Below are 18,007 nucleotides of genomic sequence, written 5' to 3' on the forward strand. Positions count from 1 at the left end.
GCCTGGGGCGTACGGCATAGGATCGATAGCCGGACCATTGAAAGGACCCTCGTGGCCAAGCTCTACTTCCGCTACGGCGCCATGAACTCAGGAAAGTCCACCGGACTCCTGCAGGCCGCCTTCAACTATGAGGAGCGGGGCCAGCGCGTCCTGCTCGCCAAGCCCGATGTGGACACCAAAGGCGATACCGACATCGTGTCCCGGCTGGGCATGACCCGGTCGGTGGACTTCCTGATCTCCGCCACCACACCGGTGCGCGAGCTCTTCGCCGCCCATGCCGCCGGCGATGACCCGGATGCCCTGCTGGAGCACATGGACCAGAAGCCAGTGGCCTGCTTTCTGGTGGACGAGGCCCAGTTCCTGACCCCGGACCAGGTGGATGACCTTTTCCGCATCGCCGTCCTGGACAACGTGCCGGTACTCGCCTACGGCATCAGGACAGACTTCCTGACCCGCGCCTTCCCGGGATCACGCCGGCTCATGGAGGTCGCCCACACGCTGGAAGAACTCAAGACCATTTGCCGGTGCGGACGCAAGGCCATCTTCAACACCCGGCGCGTCGGCAACGAGGTGGTGTTCGACGGCGACCAGGTGGCCATCGACGGACAGGACGTCTGGTACGAATCCCTGTGCGGCTCCTGCTACCTTGAGGAGTCCGGCGGCCGCCTGGGCTCCTGAATTTGTCCCCATCCGGCGCCAGATTACATCCGGGCGCAGCTTACATCCGGCTCGGCTCACATCCGGCGCACCCGCCGCCAGAGCGCAGGTGCCAGCACCACGGCAATGCCGACGGCCGCACCGATCACCGTCTCGACGATCCGGTCCCGGAGCAGGCTGGTGGGTGAGGCCGGCGCCACCAGCAGCGTGGAGATCAGGGCCAGCGGCGTCACGAAGACCTGCGCCAGCAAGTACTGGCGGGCGGCCGCGCTGACGGCCACATCGATCCTACGCCGCAGCCTGTTCCCACGATCGGAACGGCAGGGCAACGCCGCCGAAACACCTCCCTGTGATCCTTGAGGCATGAAGCCCACTGCGAGGAACCCTGCCGCGGCTGATTTGAGCTGTGAAGTCTGCGGCCTGATGCCGGAACCCACCAAGACCCGTCTGACCTTGGCCAACGTGGCCGTCATGCTCCCGATCGAACTGCTGGTCCACGCCCTGGTGGTGGAAACGCACCTGCCCTATCTTGCCAAGGTGCTGGTCCTCACGCTCACGGCCACCGTGCTGGTGATCTGGGTGGCGGAGCCCTCCGCCGCCCGGATGCTCCGCGGCTGGCTGCACGCGCCGGCACTCCGGCACCGCAGGAAGCTGGGCACCGCACCGGCGTTGTGGCGGGCGCGCACGGTGCTCCAGGACCACCCGGGGTCGCTGCAGAGAATCACCCGGGCGCTGGCCCGACTGGATACCAATATCCTCAGCATCCACGTCCACCCCGTTGCCGGCGGCGTGCTGGACGAGTTTGTGCTCTCGGCGCCGGGGAACCTCAGTGAACGGCACCTGCTGGAGGCACTGCACGACGGCGGCGGCTCAAGTTCGCGCGTTTGGCCTACCACCGCGCTGGCCATGGCGGACGGCCAGACGAAGGCGCTGAGCCTGGCAGCCAGGATCGCCGACGCCCCGGACGAGCTGCCGCTGGCAGTCGCCGAACTGCTTCGCGCCCGCATCCTCACCCCCGCAGAGGCCATCCTGGAAAGGGACGACGCCGGCACGCGCCTGAAGATCCCCACCGCCTGGCACGGACCCATCACCTTCGCCCGTCCCGGCGAACCGTTCACACCCGCCGAGTCCGCACGCGCGCACCGGCTCGCAGAGCTCGCTGAAATCCTGGCCCACCGGCCGGCGCCAGCACCCCACGCGTAGATCCCTGACAACTAGGCAGCGCTATCTGTTGTTGGGGCCCCAAAACGACAGCGCTGATATGTCTAGTCCGAGTTGGGTTACATCCGGATGGTCAGCGCGCCGGGCTCAATGGTCATCAGCACGTGCTTGCCGTCGCCTTCGTGGTCGCCGTCGAGCTGGTAATCGTCGTTGTGCTCCAGCGTGATCTCCACGGATTTACCCTGGTAGTACTCCACGGACGTGTCCTTGCCCCGGCCCTTGCCGATCATGCCGGCGATCACGGAAAACCAACCGAGTTTCCCCCTCGGGGCCAGCACCGCCACGTCCAGCAGGCCGTCATCCATCTTGGCGTCCGGGAAGATCTCCAGCCCGCCCTGGACCTTGCCGCAGTTCCCCACCATCACGCTTCGGACCCCGCGGTGCACTACTGTTTTGCCGTCGAGGACGATGGTTGCCTTCACGGGCTTGCCCGGCAGGTTCCGGATGCCGGCGTCCACGTAGGCCAGCCAGCCCACCTTGTCCTTGAGGTCCTCGTTGGTGTCGGCCATGATGGTGGCGTCGTAGCCCACGCCGGCCATGACTAGGAAGACCTGCTCCTTGTCCGGGCTATTGCGGGCAGCCCGGACCACGTCAATCTTCCGCTCGGTGCCCGCCAGCGCCCGGGCCATGGCACCATCAAAGTCGGTGACGTCCATGCCCAGGTTCCGGGCCAGGAGGTTGCCCGTGCCGAACGGAAGCAACCCCATAGGCACGTCCCCGCCGGAGAGGACCTCGGCCACGCACCGCACGGTGCCGTCGCCGCCGGCAGCAATAACGACGTCGGCCCCTTGCTTGAGTGCCTCCTTCGCCTGGCCGACGCCCGGGTCATCCTTGGTGGTCTCCAGCCAGATGGGCTCGCCCCAGCCATTCTCCGAGCAGTGCTTGGCCGCCAGGGCACGTACGTCGATGTCCACCGGCTTGGCAGGATTGATGATGATGGCCGGGCGCTTGAGGGAAGTGGAGCTGTTGGCTGTCATGGTGTCCTCTTGATGTGACCTGGAATGTGGCTGTCGGGAAAGCGTTAGCGGCGGTTCTGGATTTCCTGCGACCGGGCTTCCTGGTTCCGGGCATTGATCCGGGCCGTTCGGATGATGGTGAAGACGCCGATGGCATCAACCACGGCGATGACGGCGATCATCCAGTACAGGCCCTGCCCTGCCACGAGGACCATGCCGATCATGCCGGTGGCAATGGTCATGATGACCGGCAACAGCCAGACGGGGCGTGCCGGCCGGGCTGCTGTGGATGCGTCGGACGGGGTCTGCGGGCGGCTCATGGGCATGTCTCCTCGTGAAACTTTTCAGGGCGTGAAGTGTCAGGGTTGATCCTACGGCCAGCACGTTACAGCGCTTTCACGGCGCCCAGCACCTTGGCCAGGGAATCCTTGGCGTCGCCGAAGAGCAGGGAGGTCTGCGGCTCGTACAGGAGTTCGTTCTCGATCCCCGCAAATCCTGGCCGCATGGAGCGTTTCAGGAAGATCACCTGGCGGGCGTCGGCCACTTCCAGGATGGGCATGCCGTAGATCGGCGAGCCGGAGGACGTCTTCGCGGCCGGGTTCACTACGTCGTTGGCGCCCACCACCAACGCGACGTCGGCCATGCGGAACTCGGAGTTGATCTCGCCCATCTCCTTGAGCGATTCGTACGGCACGTTGGCCTCGGCCAGGAGCACGTTCATGTGCCCGGGCATGCGGCCGGCCACGGGATGGATGGCGAAGTCCACCTCGATGCCGCGGGCTTCGAGGGCCAGTGCCAGTTCGGCCGCTGTGTGCTGGCCTTGGGCCACCGCCAGGCCATAGCCGGGGACGATGATCACCCGCTGCGCATAGCCCAGGAGCACGGCCACATCCTCCGCGCTCGAGGACCTGACGGGACGTTCGCTGACGGCGGTGGATCCCGCCGTCGAACCTCCCTTGAAGGCGCCGAACAGGATGCCGGCCACGCTGCGGCCCATCGCGGCCGCCATGGCCCGGGTGAGGATGGTACCGGAGGCGCCCACCAGCGTGCCGGCCACCACCAGCAGCACGTTGCCCAGCACCACGCCGGACGCAGCGACGGCCAGGCCGGTGAAAGCGTTCAGCAGCGAGATGACGATGGGCACGTCAGCACCGCCCACCGGCAGCACCAGCAGTGCGCCCGCGGCCAGGCCCAGCACCATCAGCAGCACCGCGAGCGCCAGGGAACCGGTCAGGACGACGGCGACGGCGGTGCCCACGGCGGCGAGCAGCACCGCGGCCATCACCACGGGAAGGCCGGGAAAAACGACGGGTCGGGTGGTCATGAGTTCCTGGAGCTTGGCGAAGGTGACCCCGGAGCCTGCGAAGGACACGGCCCCCACCAGGAGGGTGAACACGATGGCAATCCGGACCCAAGGGTCGGCGGTGTGGCTGAGTTCCAGCAGTGCCACCAGGGCTGCGGCGCCGCCGCCCACCCCGTTGAACAGGGCCACGAGCTGCGGCATCTGGGTCATCTGCACGCGCCGGGCCACCGGCGCGGCCACCGCTGTCCCCACTGCGATGGCGCCGATGATCCAGGGGATGTTGTCCAGCCGGGCGGAAAGGAAGACCGTGACGACGGCGAGCAGCGCACCGAACGCACCGATGAGGTTGCCGCGGCGGGCGGTCCGGGGCGAGCTGAGGCCGCGAAGCGCAAGGATAAAGAACACCGCGGCGGCGAGGTAGAGGAGCGAGGTCCACACCGGATCGAGGAGGGTCACTTTGTGCCCTCCTTGCCGGTGGCTTCCTTGAGCGGGCCGCCCTGGCGGACGACGTCCTTGCGGGCACGGAACATGTGCAGCATCCGGTCCGTCACCACAAAGCCGCCCACCAGGTTGGCGGTGGCCAGCACCACGGCGAGCAGCGCCACGGCCAGGACCCAGGGGTCCGCGGCCTGGCCAGCCACGATGATGGCGCCCACCAGAATGATGCCGTGGATGGCGTTGGCTCCGGACATCAACGGGGTGTGCAGGGTGCTGGAGACCTTGGAAACCACTTCGAATCCCACAAACACCGCCAGCACGGTGACTGTCAGCAGGCTCATGCCGTCCATCAGATTCCCCCGTCGTTCTGGACCCTGTCGTTGCGGATCCCGTCGTTCTGGACCGTGTCGTTGCGGATCCCGTCGTTCTGGACGCGATCGTTCTGGACCCGGGGTGCGTGGTCTGGCAGGGCGGGGACAAGTGCCGCCAGGGCCTCGGCCGTGGGCGGGTGCCGCACCGCGCCGTCGTGCGTGAGGCAGGCACCCGCGATTACCTCGTCGTCGAAATCGGGGGCAACGGTGCCGTCCCGGACCATCAGGGCGAGCAGATTGGCCACGTTCTTGGCATACAGCCGGGACGCGTCCTGCGCCATCGCTGACGGTGCATCCTTCAGCCCCACCAGGGTGACGTGGCCCTGTCCGTCGGCGGTGGGCACCAGGATGTCCTCGCCGGGAACGGCGCCCTCCACGTTGCCGCCGGACTCTGCGGCGAGGTCGACGACGACGGAACCGGGGCGCATGCCCTGCACCATCTGGCGGCTGACGAGAAGCGGTGCTCGCCTTCCGGGGACGGCCGCCGTCGTAATCAGGACATCGGCCACGGCGACGTGCGGGGCGAGGAGCTCACGCTGGAGGGCGCCGCGGTCGGCACTGAGTTCACGGGCGTAGCCGCCCGAAGCCTCAGCAGTTTCCAGATCCAGTTTGATGAAGGTGCCGCCCATCGATGCGACCTCGTCGGCGGAGGCGGGCCGGATGTCGTTGGCGGAGACGCGGGCGCCGAGCCGTTTCGCGGTGCCGATGGCCTGCAGCCCGGCAACCCCGGCGCCGAGCACCAGCACCCGGGCAGGCGGGACGGTGCCGGCGGCGGTCATGTACAGCGGGAAGAAGCGCGGCAGCCGGATGGCGGCTTCCAGCACGCAGCGGTAACCGGCGACCAGGGCCTGGGAGCTGAGCGCATCCATGGACTGGGCCCTGGAGATGCGGGGCACCAGTTCCAGGGCGAAGGCGGTAACGCCGGCCTCCACGAGCGCCTGCAGGGTGGCGAGTTCGGACGACGGCGAGGCAAGGCCAACGGTGACGGCGCCCCTCTTCAGGGCTGCCGCCGTCGGGGGTTCCAGCGGGCGGACGTGGACCAGGACGTTCAGTTCGCCGGGGTCCAGATCCTGAACGATGCGGGCGCCGGCGACGGCGTAATCGTGGTCCGAGTGGCCGGCGGCGACCCCGGCTCCTGCCTCGATCAGGACCTCCAGGCCCAGCCCCGCCAGCTGCTTGACCGTTTCCGGCGTGGCGGCCACACGCCGCTCACCCTCATGACGTTCCCGCGGTATGCCCAGTTTCAAACCGCCAACTCCCTTACCGACGTAGTTGGCTCGAGTCTATGGCGCCTTGCGCGAACTGGCAGCTAATTCCCTCAGATTCGCGTTTTGGGGGCATTTGCTGCCTGTTCGCGGCCACTGTGGTGCATCGGCGCCGGGCACTCTAGCGCCGGGCGGTCAGGTCCGCCGAGACGAACTGCGCGGTCGCCACGATTTCGCGGGCCACGGCGGCCAGGTACGCTTCCGGGTCCGGCTGGGCGGCCACCGACTGCGCCTGCAGTGACACGTTCACCGCGGCCACCACCTCTGTTGGCCCGTCGAATACGGGAGCGGCAACGGACATCAGCCCGATCTCAAGCTCCTGGTCCAGCAGGCACCAGCCCTGGGCGCGGACGGTGTCCAGCACCGCCAGCAGCTCGGGAACGGTGCCCAGCCCGCGCGGCGTCAACGGTTTGATCTCCGCCGCCGCCAGGTAGTCCTTAAGTCCTGCGGGCGGCAGGGCCGCGAGGAGCACCCTGCCCATGGACGTGGCGTAGGCAGGGAAGCGGGTGCCCACGGTGATGCCCACGTTCATGATGCGGCGCGTGGTCACCCGGGCGATGTAGGCGATGTCCGTGCCGTCCAGGACCGCTGCGGACGTGGATTCGCCCAGCTTGAGGGACAGCTCCTCCAGGTGGGGCTGGGCCAGCTGGGGCAGGGACAGCCCGCTGAGGTAGGCGTAGCCGAGCTGCAGGACCTTGGCCGTGAGCGCAAACGTCTTGCCGTCGGTCCGGACGTAGTCCAGCTCAACGAGGGTGTGCAGGAAGCGCCGGGCCGTGGCTCTGGTCAGGTCCGTCCTGGCCGCCACCTCGGTGAGGGTCATGACCGCGTGGTCCGTATCAAAGGCCCGGATCACGGCCAGCCCGCGCGCCAACGACTGCACATACTGGTCGCTAGCCTGCGGGGCGGCCCGTGAGTCTGCAGGTGCGTTGGTCATGGTTACCAATCCTATTTGGCGCGAGCCTATTTGGCGCGAGCGGACACTTGCGGCCCTCCCGACTGGCGCGAGCGGACACTTGCAGCCCTTGGAACGCCGGGGCTAGGGGCTTAAGTGTCCGTTCGCGCTGGTGAAGGTGGGGTTAGGGCGCGACGGCGGCGGCTACTTTGAGCGGGACGGGCACCAGTTCCTGGAGCTCCTCGAGGGTGCAGCCGAACGTCTCGCGGACGGTGACGCCGTCGGGCCCGATCAGGAAGACGGCCTTGTCCGTGTACACGCGCGTCACGCAGCCCACGCCGGTGAGCGGGTACGTGCACGCTTCCACGATCTTCGAGGCGCCCTCTCGGGTCAGGAGCGTCATCATCACAAACACGTCCTTGGCGCCGGTGGCCAGGTCCATCGCGCCGCCCACGGCGGGGATGGCGTCCGGGGCGCCGGTGTGCCAGTTGGCGAGGTCGCCGGTGGCCGAGACCTGGAAAGCGCCGAGCACGCAGATGTCCAGGTGGCCGCCGCGCATGATCGCGAACGAGTCCGCGTGGTGGAAGTAGGACGCGCCCGGCAGTTCCGTGACCGGAATCTTGCCGGCGTTGATGAGGTCGCCGTCGATCTCGTCGCCCTCAGCCGCGGGGCCCATGCCCAGCATGCCGTTCTCCGTGTGGAGCGTGATGTTCTGCCCCGGCTTGAGGTAGTTGGAGACCAGGGTGGGCTGGCCGATGCCGAGGTTCACGAACGAGCCCGGCGCGATGTCCCGCGCCACGAGTTCAGCGAGCTGATCTCGGCCCAGAGGCTTGTCGCTGGTCTGAATGCTGGCCTGGCTGTTGGTCTGTGCGCTCATGGTCAGGCCACCTTCACGATGCTGTTGACGTAGATACCGGGAGTGACGATGTTTTCGGGATCGAGGCCGCCGGTGGGGACAATCTCGGACACCTGGACCACCGTGTGCTTGGCGGCGGCGGCCATGATGGGACCGAAGTTCCGGGCGGTCTTGCGGTACACAAGGTTCCCCACGCCGTCGGCCTTCAGCGCCTTGATGAGCGCGACGTCGGCGTGGATGGGGGTCTCGAAGACCTGTCCACGGCCGTCGATGATGCGCGTTTCCTTGCCCTCGGCCAGCATGGTGCCGTAGCCGGTGGGCGTGAAGAACCCGCCGATACCCGCACCGGCGGCGCGGATCCGCTCGGCCAGGTTGCCCTGCGGCACCAGCTCCAGCGCGATCTCGCCGGCGTGGAACTTGGCGTCGAAGTGCCATGAATCAGACTGCCGAGGGAAGGAGCAGATCATCTTCTTCACCCGGCCCTCCTTGATCAGCAGCGCCAGGCCCTGATCGCCCTGGCCGGCGTTGTTGTTCACCACGGTCAGGTCCTGGGCGCCGCAGTCCATCAGCGCGTCGATCAGTTCGAACGGCTGGCCGGCGTTGCCGAACCCGCCGATCATCACGGTGGAGCCGTCCTTGATACCGGAGACGGCCTCGTTTACTGAGTCAACAAATGTCAGCATTCCCTATGCCTTTCCTGTGCTGGTGCCGGTACCGGCCGTTACGTTTTCGAGGACGACGGCGAGGCCCTGGCCCACGCCGATGCAGATCGCGGCGACGCCCCAGCGCTCACCGGAGGCCTGCAGGCTCCGGGCAAGCGTGCCCAGGATCCGGGTGCCGGACGCGCCCAGCGGGTGGCCCATGGCGAGGGCGCCGCCGTGCCTGTTCACGATCGAGTGGTCGATGCCCCAGGCGTTGATGCAGGCCAGGGACTGCGCAGCGAACGCTTCGTTAAGTTCGACGGCGCCCACCTGGTCCCAGCCGATGCCCGCCTTCGCGAGGGCCTTGTTCGCGGCCTCCACGGGGGCGTAGCCGAAGAACTGCGGATCGTTGCCGTGCGCGCCGCGGCCTGCAATGCGGGCCAGCGGTTCGAGCCCCAGCAGCCCGGCGGCGGCTTCGGATCCGATCCAGGCCGCGGAGGCGCCGTCGGACAGCGGGGAGGCGTTCCCGGCGGTGACGGTGCCGTTCTCGGTCCGGAAAACGGTCTTGAGCCCGGTGAGCTTCTCGGCCGAGGAGCCGGCGCGGATGCCTTCGTCACGGACCAGATCCGTGCCGGGAACCGGGGCGACGAGGTTGTCGTAGAAGCCTTCATCCCACGCGGCGGCGGACAGATTATGGGAGTTCGCGGCGAACTCGTCCTGCGCCTCCCGGGTCACGCCGTACTTCTCGCGGAGCCGTTCGGTGGCCTCGCCCAGGGAAATGGTCCACTCCTTGGGCATGGCCTTGTTCACCAGGCGCCAGCCCAGCGTGGTGGAGGCCAGGGTCATGTCCCCGGCCGGGTACGGCTTCTCCGTCTTCGGCAGCACCCAGGGGGCCCGGGACATGGACTCGGCGCCGCCCACCAGCATCAGCTCAGCGTCGCCGGCGTTGATCTGGCGCGAGGCGATGATCGCCGCGTCCAGCGAAGAACCGCACAGCCGGTTCACCGAAGTGCCCGGGATCGAGACCGGCAAGCCGGCGAGCAGCGTGCCCATCCGGGCGATGTTCCGGTTTTCCTCGCCCGCGCCGTTGGCGTTACCAAAGACGACCTCATCAATGCGCTCCGGGTCCAGACCAGGCGCGCGCTTCACTAATTCCTTGATCACGTGCGCGGCCAGGTCATCCGGGCGGACGGCTGCGAGGCCGGAGCCGAACTTCCCAAAGGGGGTGCGTACGGCGTCGTAAACAAATGCCTGGTTCAAAATGCTCCTCTGATTCTGTGTGCCCAACTAGCTAGCAGTAAACGTCGTCATTCACGCGAATGACGACGTTTAATGCGAGTCAGTTGGGTGGGTGGGGTCCACTTCGGGATTGTCCAATTCCTGGAAGACCTGCTGGGCGGTCTTGAAGGCCGTGTTGGCGGACGGAACACCGCAGTAAATGGCTGTCTGGAGCAGAATTTCCTTGATTTCGTCCCTGCTCAGGCCGTTCGTGATGGCCGCGCGGATATGCATGGCCAGCTCTTCCCAGTGCCCGTGCGCCACCATCGCAGTGATGGTCACCGCCGAGCGCATCTGCCGTGAGATGCCCGGCCGGGTCCAGATGCCACCCCACGCGATCCGCGTGATCATGTCCTGGAAATCCTCAGTGAACTCGTCCTTGTTGGCGTTGGCCCGGTCCACATGCGCGGCGCCCAGCACTTCGCGGCGGACCATCATGCCGCCGTCGTAAATCGCCTGGCTGGTGGCACCCGGCTGGACCACGCCGTTCCGTTCTGCGCCGTTCACTTGACTGCCTCGCGGGATTCGCTCCAGGTGATGAGGGTCCGCAGCAGTTCGGCGACGTGGGCGGGCGCCTCGGCGGGCGCCAGGTGTGCCACTCCCTCCAGCGTCACAGCATTTGCCGTGCCGCCGCCGGCGGTAATCCCATCAACGGTTTCCTGAGCCATCGACGGCGGCGCTACAGTGTCCGCCGCTCCGGCCACTGCCTGCGTGGGGACGGTGATGCTGCCGAGTTCGTCACGGACGTCAAAGCCGGCAAGCGCTTCGCAGCAGAAAGCGTAGCTGAAGCGGTCGGTGTCGCGGAGGGCGTGCAGGAGCCGGCTGCTCCGCTCCGGTTCACGGTCCATAAAGCCCGGCGCAAACCAGCGCTGCGCGGAGCCTTGGATCATCACGGGAGTGCCCTGGCTGCGCACGGTTTCAGCACGTTCCAGCCATGCTTCGGGGGTGCCGATTTTGGCACCGGTGCACTGGACGGACAGGCTCTTGAGGCGTTCCCCGTGCTTGATGCCCAGCTGGAGGCCGGTGGCTCCGCCGAGCGAAACCCCGGCGTAGTGGAAAGATTTGCCCGGGGCGATCGAGTCCACCAGGTCCACCACTGAATCCGCCAGCCCGGCGATGTCGAATGTCTCCGTGGCAGCGGGCGAGACGCCGTGCCCGGGCAGGTCCCAGGCCACCACGTCGTAGTCGTTGCTGAGCAGGGCGGCCGCCTCGGACCACAGGACGGAGGACGTACCCAGGGAGGGGCCCACCACCAGCAGCGGACGTTCGCCAAGGGCCCGTTCGGGCGAAAGCAGAACAGCCTTCAGGGTCGGTTTAGCCACGGCTGGCTCCGTTCTGGTCGGGGTCTGCTGATGACCCGGGGTGGGCAGGTAACTGGGTGAAGCGGCAAAAGTCGGGGTAGGCGGCCAGGATGCGGCGCGAGATCTCGGCAGCCTGGCCCAGGTAGCGGGCCGGTTCAAGGAGTTCCGCCAGCTGCCCGTCGGAAAGCGTCTCCGCCGGGACGGATTCGCGGAGCAGCCGGCGGTAGGTTGCGCCCTGGTCGGCTGCGGGCGCCTGCAACGTCTGGTCCACCACGGCCTGCAGCTGCTCCTTGCCGCTGCGGCCATCCTGTTCGGCCAGCAGCGGGGCGACGGTGGCGCCCACCCCTTCGGCCAGGAGCAGCGGTCCGGCAAGTTCCAGGTTGCGGCGCATGGCGTCGGGAAAAACCTGCAGGCCTTCGGCGAGCTCCCGGAGGTGCCCGGCCGCGCCCAGTGCCAGACGGAGAAGCTGGCGGAGGGCAGGCCATTCCGTGTGCCAGGCGGCGTCGGGGCGTTCGTCGTTGAAGTTGGCTGCGGCCAGGTGCAGCTGGGCCACCAGCTGGGGCGCCTGGAGGGCGGCGCTGCGGATGAGGACCGACAACACCGGGTTCTGCTTCTGCGGCATGGCCGAGGAGACACCGCGTCCGGCGGCGCGCGGTTCTGCGAGTTCGGCCACCTCGGGCCGGCTCAGGAACAGGACGTCGATGGCGATCTTCCCGGCGGCGTCCAGCACCGAGGCCAACGCGTGTCCGAGGGACGTGACAGCCAAACGGTCCGTGTGCCAGGGTGCCGGTGCCGTGCCGAGGCCCAGCTGCGTCGCCAATGAGTCGGCCAGGTCAAAGGGGTTGGTGGCCGAGCCATCAGTCAGTACGGTTCCGGCGGCCAATGTTCCGGCCGCCCCGCCGAACTGCACCGGGAACTGCACGTTGCCCAGCTGCCGTCCTGCAGCTGCCAGCCCGTGGAACCACTGCGCCGCCCGCAGCCCAAATGTAAAGGGGAGGGAGTGCTGGGTCAGGCTCCTGCCCACGCCCAGCGTGTCCGCATGCTGTTCCGCCAAGGAGGCGAGCGCCGCCGTCGTGCATTTCAGGTCCGCCAGCACCGCCTCAACGGTGTTGCGCGCGAGCAGCATCAGGGCCGTGTCCAGCACGTCCTGGCTGGTCAGCGACGTATGGACCGCCTTCACTGCGCCGATGCGGGCGCCGTCCAGCGCCGTGACGTGCTTCCGCAGGTCTCCGAGCAGCGGGATGACGGGGTTGCCGCCGCCCTGGGCCCGGAGCGCGATGTCTGCTGCGTCGTAGCGGCCCGCCTCGGCGGCGGAGGCCACGACGGCGGCGGAACCGGCGGCCGCCAGGCCTGCCTTCTCCAGCACGGCGGCCCAGCCGGACTCGACGGCGAGGATCGCCGCCAGTACCGCGCGGTCACCGGTCAGCGCCGTCACCAGGGGCGACGCCGAGACGGGACTGAGCAGGCCGACGTCGCCGTCCGCGGCGGTTTCGAAGCGGACGGTACCTCCCGTGCCGGGGGTCTCCGTCACTGGAAGTCCAGGAAGACTGTTTCGCCGTCGCCCTGCAGGCGGATGTCCCACGTGAGTCCGCCGTCGGGATCGCGGCGGGCAATGAGGGTCTTGCGGCGGTCCGGGTCCAGGGAGCTGAGCAGCGGGTCCTTGGCGAGGGCTCCCTCGTTTTCCGGCAGGTACACGCGGGTGAACAGCCGGTTCATCAGGCCGCGGGCAAACACGGCCACGGAGATGAAGGGTGCGGCGCCGGACTCGGTGGGACCCGGGTTCACGGTGGTGAACGTGTACACGCCGGAGTGGCCCACAGACGCGCGGCCCCAGCCGGTGAACGTGTAGCCGTCGCGGACCAAAGAACCGGTCTGCTGCACGATCCTGCCGTCGGCGTCGGGCTGCCAGATCTCCAGGATGGCGTCCGGGATGGTTTCCCCGGCGCCGTCATAAACGGTGCCCTGGAGGCGGAGGGAGCCGGGCGAGCCGGGCGCCAGGAGTTCGTTGTCCTTCTCGAACGGCAGGGCATAACCGTAGAAAGGGCCAACGGTCTGGCCGGGTGTGGGAACAAGCTTGGTGGTTGTGCTCACGTTATTCCTCGTCTCCTGCTGCGCCGAGCGCCTCGTTTTCGGTCCAGGTCCGCTTGGAGCCGGTGAGGACGATGTCCCAGTTGTAGCCCAGGGCCCATTCGGGCTCGGTCAGGTTGTGGTCGTACGTGGCCACCAGGCGGTCGCGGGCGTCCTGGTCCACGATGGACTGGTAGATAGGGTCCAGCGGGAAGAGTTGGTCGCCGGGGAAGTACATCTGGGTGACGATCCGCTGGGTGAACTCCGTGCCGAACATGGAGAAGTGGATGTGGGCCGGGCGCCAGGCGTTGACATGGTTCTTCCACGGGTAGGCGCCGGGCTTGATGGTGGTGAACCGGTACGAGCCGTCCGGGCCGGTGATGCAGCGGCCGACGCCGGTGAAGTTGGGGTCCAGGGGTGCGGGGTGCTGGTCGCGTTTGTGGATGTAGCGGCCGGACGCGTTGGCCTGCCAGATTTCCACGAGCTGCCCGGCTACGGGGCGGCCGTCGCCGTCCAGGACCTTGCCGGCCACGATGATCCGCTCGCCCTGGGGTTCGCCGTTGTGCTGGATGGTCAGGTCCGCTTCCAGGGCGTGCACGTCCTGGTGGCCGAACGCCGGCGAGTAGAGCTCGATGGTTTCCGGGTCCGCGTGGTGCAGGCTTTTGGTGGGGTGCCGCAGGATGCTGCTGCGGTAGGGCGCGTAGTCCAGCCGGGGCTGGGTCTCGGCCGGGGCGCCGTCCTTGAGCGCCCGCGCGTAGGCATCGCCCATGGCGTTTATCTCTGCACTGAGATCCTGCTGTGTCTCCACTGCGGCCTCCTTTCTCTGGTTGTTGCTGCTGGTGTTGGTGGTGTTGCTGAGTGGTTCAGGTGGTTTACCGGTGCTGCAGGTGGTCGTACTGGACTGCATGCCGCACGGGGGCGTTGGGGGCCCCGTAGCCGTCGTAGGCGCCGCGGCGTTCCACCATTTCGAAGAACACACTGCCCACGGTGGCGGTGTAGAAGTGGAGGAATTCGCCGTCCACGTCCCGGTCGTACAGCAGGTTCAGGTCCTGCAGCGTGGCCAGGAACTCCGGCGCCAGCCCGAAGCGTGCGTCCAGGTCCTCGTAATAGTTGGCCGGGATCTGCAGGAACTCCAGCCCGCGGGCCTCGCAGTCCCGGGCGGTGGACACCAGGTCATCCACGGCGAAGGCGATGTGTTCCTGGTAGGTCTTGCGCTGCTGATTCAGCGGCGCCAGGTTCAGCACCAGCCGCACGGCGCGGTCCCCGGTGGCCATGACCTGCGAACGGATCAGGCCGGTGGGGCTGGGCACCTCCGCGAACGGCTGGGGCTCCAGGGCCAGGGCGCTCGTGTAGAAGAGGACGGCCTCGTCGAAATGCTGCCACGGCTGGGCCAGGTTGACGTGGTCGATCACGGCGGAGGGTCCGGCGGCGGGCTTTTCCAGCCCCTCCCCGAACTCACGGGTCCAGGCCGCGGTGCCGTCGGAGGTGCCCTGGCACAGGAAGACCTCGGTGGAGTCCGGGGCGGCGAACCCCTGGAACACTTCCTCGTTGGCCTGGCTCTTGCGCGGGACCGCGGGGGCCTTCAGCTGCTGGGCCCGGGCGGAGGCAATCACCGGGGAGTCGACGTCGAACCCCAAAGCGGCGATGGCCGGTGAGGCATCCTCCGCTGATGTGTCCCCCTCAAGGCGGGCGGCCTCGTTGACGATCACCCGGGCGTGGCCCATGCTCCAGAGCTGCACGGCCTTGGTGCGGTGCCGGCCGTTGAACTCGAATCCCAGCTGGCCCAGGACGGTTTCCAGGCCTTTGGTGTCCGCCGCCCTGACTTCGGCGAAGTTGTAGCCGGCCGGTTCGGTCACCTGCGGGAGCGTGGCCAGTTCCATCGGATAACGACGGCGGCCGGGGGCTTGGGTGCCACCGGAAGCAGTGCCACCAGCACCACCGCCGGTCCCGCCGTCGGAAGCAGCATCCAGCCACTTGGCGCTCTGTTCCTCCAGCCAGATGAGTGACCGCATGGCGTCGACGGCGGTGCGCTCCACGTCCGACTGGCGGAAGACGTCGTTGAAGATCTCCAGCGACACCGGGCCGCTGTACCCCGCCCGGACCACGTGGCCCATGAACTTGGCGAGCTCGAACTGTCCCTCGCCCGGGAACACCCGGTAGTGCCGGCTCCAGGAGAGGACATCCATGGAGAGCTTGGGGGCGTCTGCCACCTGGACGAAGAAGATCTTTTCCGGGTTGAAGGCCTCGATGGGGGTGGTGTCCCAGTTGCGGGACAGGATGTGGAAGGAATCCAGGCACGTGCCCAGGTTGGGGTGGTCCACGGCTTCCACCAGCTTGTGGGCATGCTCGTAGTCGTTGACGTATTTGCCCCAGGCCAAGGCCTCGTAGGCCACTTTGACGCCATGGTCCCCTGCCAGTGCAGCCAGTTTGCCGAGCTGATCAACCCTGAGGTCGTCGCTGTCGATGCTGGCCGTGGCCACGTTGGAGCAGACCAGGATGGTGTCCATGCCCAGCCGCGCCATGAGCTTGAATTTGGCTTCGGCGCGCCGGAGGTTGGCGGCCAGGAGGTCTTCGGACACGCTGTCGAAGTCGCGGAACGGCTGGTAAAGATCCAGCGTGAGGCCAAGGTCGGCCGCCATCTTGCGGACGTCCTCGGGCGTGAGCGGCGACGTAACCAGGTCCTGTTCGAAGATTTCGATCCCGTCAAAGCCGGCGATGGCGCAGGCCTGCATCTTTTCCTTCAGGGTGCCGGAGAGGCAGACCGTGGCGATTCCGGTGCGCATCAGGCAGCCACCTCTTCCTTGGCCACGAGCTCCAGGAAATGGCTGCGCATGCGTTCCGCGTCGGCGTCCAGCCCGGTGAAAATCCGGAAGGAATCCGCGGCCTGCCCCACGGCCATGCGGCCACCGTCCAGGACCTCGCAGCCTTTGGCGCGGGCGCCGCGGACCAGTTCGGTATCGATCGGGCGGTAGACGATGTCCGCCACCCAGTGCCGGGTTTCCAGCAGGTCCAGGTCCAGCGGGACACCCGGGTGGGCGGCCATGCCTACCGGCGTGCAGTGCACCAGACCGTCGGCCAGCAGCATAAGCTGCGGCAGCTCCGCCGTCGTACGCGCTGTGACGGTGCTGCCCGGGAACAAGCCCGCCAGCTCTGCGGCGCGTGCCGCGCACCGGGCGGGGTCCACGTCCACCAGGTCCAGCGCCTTCACGCCGGCGGTCAGCAGGGCGTAGGCAACGGCGGAACCGGCGCCTCCCGCGCCAAGCTGGACAACGCGGTCCAGCCGCGCACCCGGAAGGCCTGAGCCAAGCGCGGCGGCGAACCCGGAGTAGTCGGTGTTGTGGCCGATGAAACGGCCGTCCTCGATGACGACCGTGTTGACGGCGCCGAGCCTGAGGGCATCCGGCGAGACCTCGTCCAGGTGCGCCAGGACGAGCTGCTTGCACGGATGGGTGATGTTCAGGCCGTTGAAGCCCAGGCTGCGGGCACTCTTGAGCAGATCCCCCACGGCGTCGCCGGAAAGTCCGAGCTCCAACAGGTCAATGGGGCGGTAGAGGTAGCGCAGGCCCTGCACATCGCCTTCGCGTTCGTGCATGGGGGGAGTAAGTGACGGCATCACGCCGTCGCCGACCAGTCCCACGAGGTAGGACTCAGTTCGATTGCTCATCCGGGCAGCTCCTTTGATACGGCACCCGGCGGGCGGCGGCGCTCGAAGCGTCCGCGGCGGGTCGGGTGATAGGGATTACAGTACAACACTTGTTCACTTCTCGCACGCTTGTTCTACATACGAACATTTGGAGGCTATTTACCGTTGCGGCAAGCGCGCGGCCAGCTCGGCCGCGGCGTCCTGCAGCAGGGGCACGTGGGCCAGAAGCGCTTCCACGCTGAGGCGGAACACGGGAACGGCGGTGGCCAGTGAGGCGAAGGCGTGGCCCTGCGAATTGAACAGCGGTACCGCCACCGCGCGCATGCCGTTCTCGTTCTCCTCGTCCATCACGGCATATCCCTGCCGGCGGACCTTCTCGATCTCCGCACGGAAGGCGGCACGGTCCGTGATGGTGTGTTCGGTGAGGGGTTCCAGTTCGAGCTCCTCAAGCAAGGCTTCACGTTCAGTGTCATCGGTAAAAGCCACCAGCGCCTTGCCGACGGCTGTCGCGTGCAACGCGCCCAGATGCCCGGGGTCGCTGGTGACCCGGAATGTCTGCGGGCCGTCCACCTTGTTGACCGTGAGGTGGTGGTGGCCGTCGCGGACACTGAGGATGGTGGCCTCCCCCGTCTGCTCGGTCACGCGGCGAAGGACTGGCAGTGCCGTGCCCGCAAATCCGTGATGGTTGGAGACCCGCTGGCCGAGCTGGAAGATGCGCAGGCCCAGATGGTAGCGGCGGCCGTCCGGCTCATAGTCCACAAATCCGTCCCGCGTCAGGGATCCCAGGAGGCGGTAGGTGGTGCTGAAGGGGAGATCGGCGCGGCGCGAGATCTCCGCAGCGCTGGCGCCACGCGGTTCGTCACCCAGGAGGACAAGCAGCCCCAGAGCCTTGCCCACCATGTCCGTACGGTCACCCTTGGGCGTCTTTGGCTCAGCGCCGGCGTCAGTGGGCGCTGTGGTTTGATTCACACTCATACGACGATGTTGCCACATCGTGGGAACTATTTCTAGATGGTGATTATTTTCTTGACAAGTGACTGCGCTCACAGCCATCATTGCTGTATCGCACAAGTAGCTCTCACCATGTGGCTACTGGCCTGGGTCTTTCAACGGACTCC

Annotated in this window: 19 protein-coding genes and 1 pseudogene; 2 read left to right on the forward strand and 18 right to left on the reverse strand. The window is 67.5% G+C overall.

Features of this window, described 5'->3' with window-relative positions; translation table 11 throughout:
- Positions 1–51: 51 nt before the first annotated feature.
- Positions 52–678: a thymidine kinase gene (locus ACQCSW_RS00540; RefSeq protein WP_354251184.1), complete on the forward strand. Its 627-nt coding sequence runs from the start codon at positions 52–54 to the stop codon at positions 676–678.
- 56 nt (positions 679–734) lie between these two features.
- Here the strand turns inward: ACQCSW_RS00540 and ACQCSW_RS00545 are convergent.
- Positions 735–917 (reverse strand): annotated as a pseudogene (locus ACQCSW_RS00545) (FUSC family protein); the annotation flags it as partial.
- A gap of 103 nt (positions 918–1,020) precedes the next feature.
- Here ACQCSW_RS00545 and ACQCSW_RS00550 point away from each other — a divergent pair.
- Positions 1,021–1,860 carry an ACT domain-containing protein gene (locus ACQCSW_RS00550; RefSeq protein ID WP_426988980.1) on the forward strand — a complete coding sequence of 280 codons (840 nt, stop codon included), beginning with the start codon at positions 1,021–1,023 and terminating at the stop codon, positions 1,858–1,860.
- Positions 1,861–1,937: 77 nt separating this feature from the next.
- On the opposite strand, the gene ACQCSW_RS00555 is transcribed toward ACQCSW_RS00550, so the two are convergent.
- The 17 genes from ACQCSW_RS00555 to ACQCSW_RS00635 all read right to left on the reverse strand — a co-directional run bounded on the left by ACQCSW_RS00555 (position 1,938) and on the right by ACQCSW_RS00635 (position 17,864).
- Complete coding sequence (locus ACQCSW_RS00555) at positions 1,938–2,855, reverse strand: diacylglycerol/lipid kinase family protein (RefSeq protein ID WP_426988982.1); 918 nt, start codon at positions 2,853–2,855, stop codon at positions 1,938–1,940.
- A 44-nt stretch (positions 2,856–2,899) separates the two neighbouring features.
- Entirely contained in the window at positions 2,900–3,154 is a 255-nt protein-coding gene (locus ACQCSW_RS00560) for a hypothetical protein (RefSeq protein WP_426988984.1), read from the reverse strand.
- Positions 3,155–3,219: 65 nt separating this feature from the next.
- Positions 3,220–4,593, reverse strand: coding sequence for an NAD(P)(+) transhydrogenase (Re/Si-specific) subunit beta (locus ACQCSW_RS00565; RefSeq protein WP_426988986.1), 1,374 nt, complete (start codon positions 4,591–4,593; stop codon positions 3,220–3,222).
- Positions 4,590–4,925 carry an NAD(P) transhydrogenase subunit alpha gene (locus tag ACQCSW_RS00570; RefSeq protein ID WP_426988988.1) on the reverse strand — a complete coding sequence of 112 codons (336 nt, stop codon included), beginning with the start codon at positions 4,923–4,925 and terminating at the stop codon, positions 4,590–4,592. The genes ACQCSW_RS00565 and ACQCSW_RS00570 overlap by 4 nt, the downstream gene beginning before the upstream one ends.
- Positions 4,925–6,193: a Re/Si-specific NAD(P)(+) transhydrogenase subunit alpha gene (locus ACQCSW_RS00575; protein WP_426988990.1), complete on the reverse strand. Its 1,269-nt coding sequence runs from the start codon at positions 6,191–6,193 to the stop codon at positions 4,925–4,927. Before ACQCSW_RS00575 ends, ACQCSW_RS00570 begins: the two co-directional genes overlap by 1 nt.
- Before the next feature lie 139 nt (positions 6,194–6,332).
- The gene (locus tag ACQCSW_RS00580; protein WP_426988992.1) at positions 6,333–7,145 is read right to left on the reverse strand and encodes an IclR family transcriptional regulator domain-containing protein; all 813 of its coding nucleotides are present in this window, start codon (positions 7,143–7,145) and stop codon (positions 6,333–6,335) included.
- Positions 7,146–7,287: 142 nt separating this feature from the next.
- Positions 7,288–7,980 (reverse strand): 3-oxoacid CoA-transferase subunit B, encoded by a 693-nt coding sequence (locus tag ACQCSW_RS00585; protein ID WP_426988994.1) that lies wholly within the window; start codon positions 7,978–7,980, stop codon positions 7,288–7,290.
- A 2-nt stretch (positions 7,981–7,982) separates the two neighbouring features.
- Positions 7,983–8,642, reverse strand: a complete 660-nt coding sequence (locus ACQCSW_RS00590) for a 3-oxoacid CoA-transferase subunit A (RefSeq protein ID WP_426988996.1) — start codon at positions 8,640–8,642, stop codon at positions 7,983–7,985.
- 3 nt (positions 8,643–8,645) lie between these two features.
- On the reverse strand, positions 8,646–9,860 hold the full coding sequence (locus ACQCSW_RS00595) for a thiolase family protein (protein WP_426988998.1): 1,215 nt from the start codon (positions 9,858–9,860) through the stop codon (positions 8,646–8,648).
- Between the two features lie 69 nt (positions 9,861–9,929).
- On the reverse strand, positions 9,930–10,385 hold the full coding sequence (gene pcaC / locus ACQCSW_RS00600) for a 4-carboxymuconolactone decarboxylase (RefSeq protein ID WP_426989000.1): 456 nt from the start codon (positions 10,383–10,385) through the stop codon (positions 9,930–9,932).
- Entirely contained in the window at positions 10,382–11,200 is an 819-nt protein-coding gene (locus ACQCSW_RS00605; protein ID WP_426989002.1) for an alpha/beta fold hydrolase, read from the reverse strand. Before ACQCSW_RS00605 ends, pcaC begins: the two co-directional genes overlap by 4 nt.
- A complete protein-coding gene (locus ACQCSW_RS00610; protein WP_426989004.1) occupies positions 11,193–12,710 on the reverse strand; it encodes a lyase family protein in 1,518 nt (505 codons plus the stop codon). Before ACQCSW_RS00610 ends, ACQCSW_RS00605 begins: the two co-directional genes overlap by 8 nt.
- Positions 12,707–13,270, reverse strand: coding sequence for a protocatechuate 3,4-dioxygenase subunit alpha (gene pcaG, locus ACQCSW_RS00615; protein ID WP_426989006.1), 564 nt, complete (start codon positions 13,268–13,270; stop codon positions 12,707–12,709). Before pcaG ends, ACQCSW_RS00610 begins: the two co-directional genes overlap by 4 nt.
- A gap of 1 nt (position 13,271) precedes the next feature.
- Positions 13,272–14,054, reverse strand: a complete 783-nt coding sequence (pcaH, locus tag ACQCSW_RS00620) for a protocatechuate 3,4-dioxygenase subunit beta (protein WP_160676190.1) — start codon at positions 14,052–14,054, stop codon at positions 13,272–13,274.
- 64 nt (positions 14,055–14,118) lie between these two features.
- Complete coding sequence (locus ACQCSW_RS00625) at positions 14,119–16,029, reverse strand: bifunctional sugar phosphate isomerase/epimerase/4-hydroxyphenylpyruvate dioxygenase family protein (protein ID WP_426989008.1); 1,911 nt, start codon at positions 16,027–16,029, stop codon at positions 14,119–14,121.
- The gene (locus tag ACQCSW_RS00630) at positions 16,029–16,910 is read right to left on the reverse strand and encodes a shikimate dehydrogenase (RefSeq protein ID WP_426989010.1); all 882 of its coding nucleotides are present in this window, start codon (positions 16,908–16,910) and stop codon (positions 16,029–16,031) included. Before ACQCSW_RS00630 ends, ACQCSW_RS00625 begins: the two co-directional genes overlap by 1 nt.
- Before the next feature lie 138 nt (positions 16,911–17,048).
- On the reverse strand, positions 17,049–17,864 hold the full coding sequence (locus tag ACQCSW_RS00635) for an IclR family transcriptional regulator (protein ID WP_426989012.1): 816 nt from the start codon (positions 17,862–17,864) through the stop codon (positions 17,049–17,051).
- Positions 17,865–18,007 lie beyond the last annotated feature (143 nt).

This window comes from Pseudarthrobacter sp. Y6, assembly GCF_050156205.1.
Lineage (GTDB): Bacteria > Actinomycetota > Actinomycetes > Actinomycetales > Micrococcaceae > Arthrobacter.

Bases quoted from the DNA above. Each gene is read 5' to 3' on its own strand.
- ACQCSW_RS00550 (WP_426988980.1), top strand. From the start codon at position 1,021: ATGAAGCCCACTGCGAGGAACCCTGCCGCGGCTGATTTGAGCTGTGAA.
- ACQCSW_RS00585 (WP_426988994.1), bottom strand. From the start codon at position 7,980: ATGAGCGCACAGACCAACAGCCAGGCCAGCATTCAGACCAGCGACAAG.
- ACQCSW_RS00625 (WP_426989008.1), bottom strand. From the start codon at position 16,029: ATGCGCACCGGAATCGCCACGGTCTGCCTCTCCGGCACCCTGAAGGAA.
- ACQCSW_RS00580 (WP_426988992.1), bottom strand. From the start codon at position 7,145: ATGACCAACGCACCTGCAGACTCACGGGCCGCCCCGCAGGCTAGCGAC.
- ACQCSW_RS00555 (WP_426988982.1), bottom strand. From the start codon at position 2,855: ATGACAGCCAACAGCTCCACTTCCCTCAAGCGCCCGGCCATCATCATC.
- ACQCSW_RS00590 (WP_426988996.1), bottom strand. From the start codon at position 8,642: ATGCTGACATTTGTTGACTCAGTAAACGAGGCCGTCTCCGGTATCAAG.
- ACQCSW_RS00630 (WP_426989010.1), bottom strand. From the start codon at position 16,910: ATGAGCAATCGAACTGAGTCCTACCTCGTGGGACTGGTCGGCGACGGC.
- ACQCSW_RS00560 (WP_426988984.1), bottom strand. From the start codon at position 3,154: ATGAGCCGCCCGCAGACCCCGTCCGACGCATCCACAGCAGCCCGGCCG.
- ACQCSW_RS00635 (WP_426989012.1), bottom strand. From the start codon at position 17,864: ATGAGTGTGAATCAAACCACAGCGCCCACTGACGCCGGCGCTGAGCCA.
- ACQCSW_RS00570 (WP_426988988.1), bottom strand. From the start codon at position 4,925: ATGGACGGCATGAGCCTGCTGACAGTCACCGTGCTGGCGGTGTTTGTG.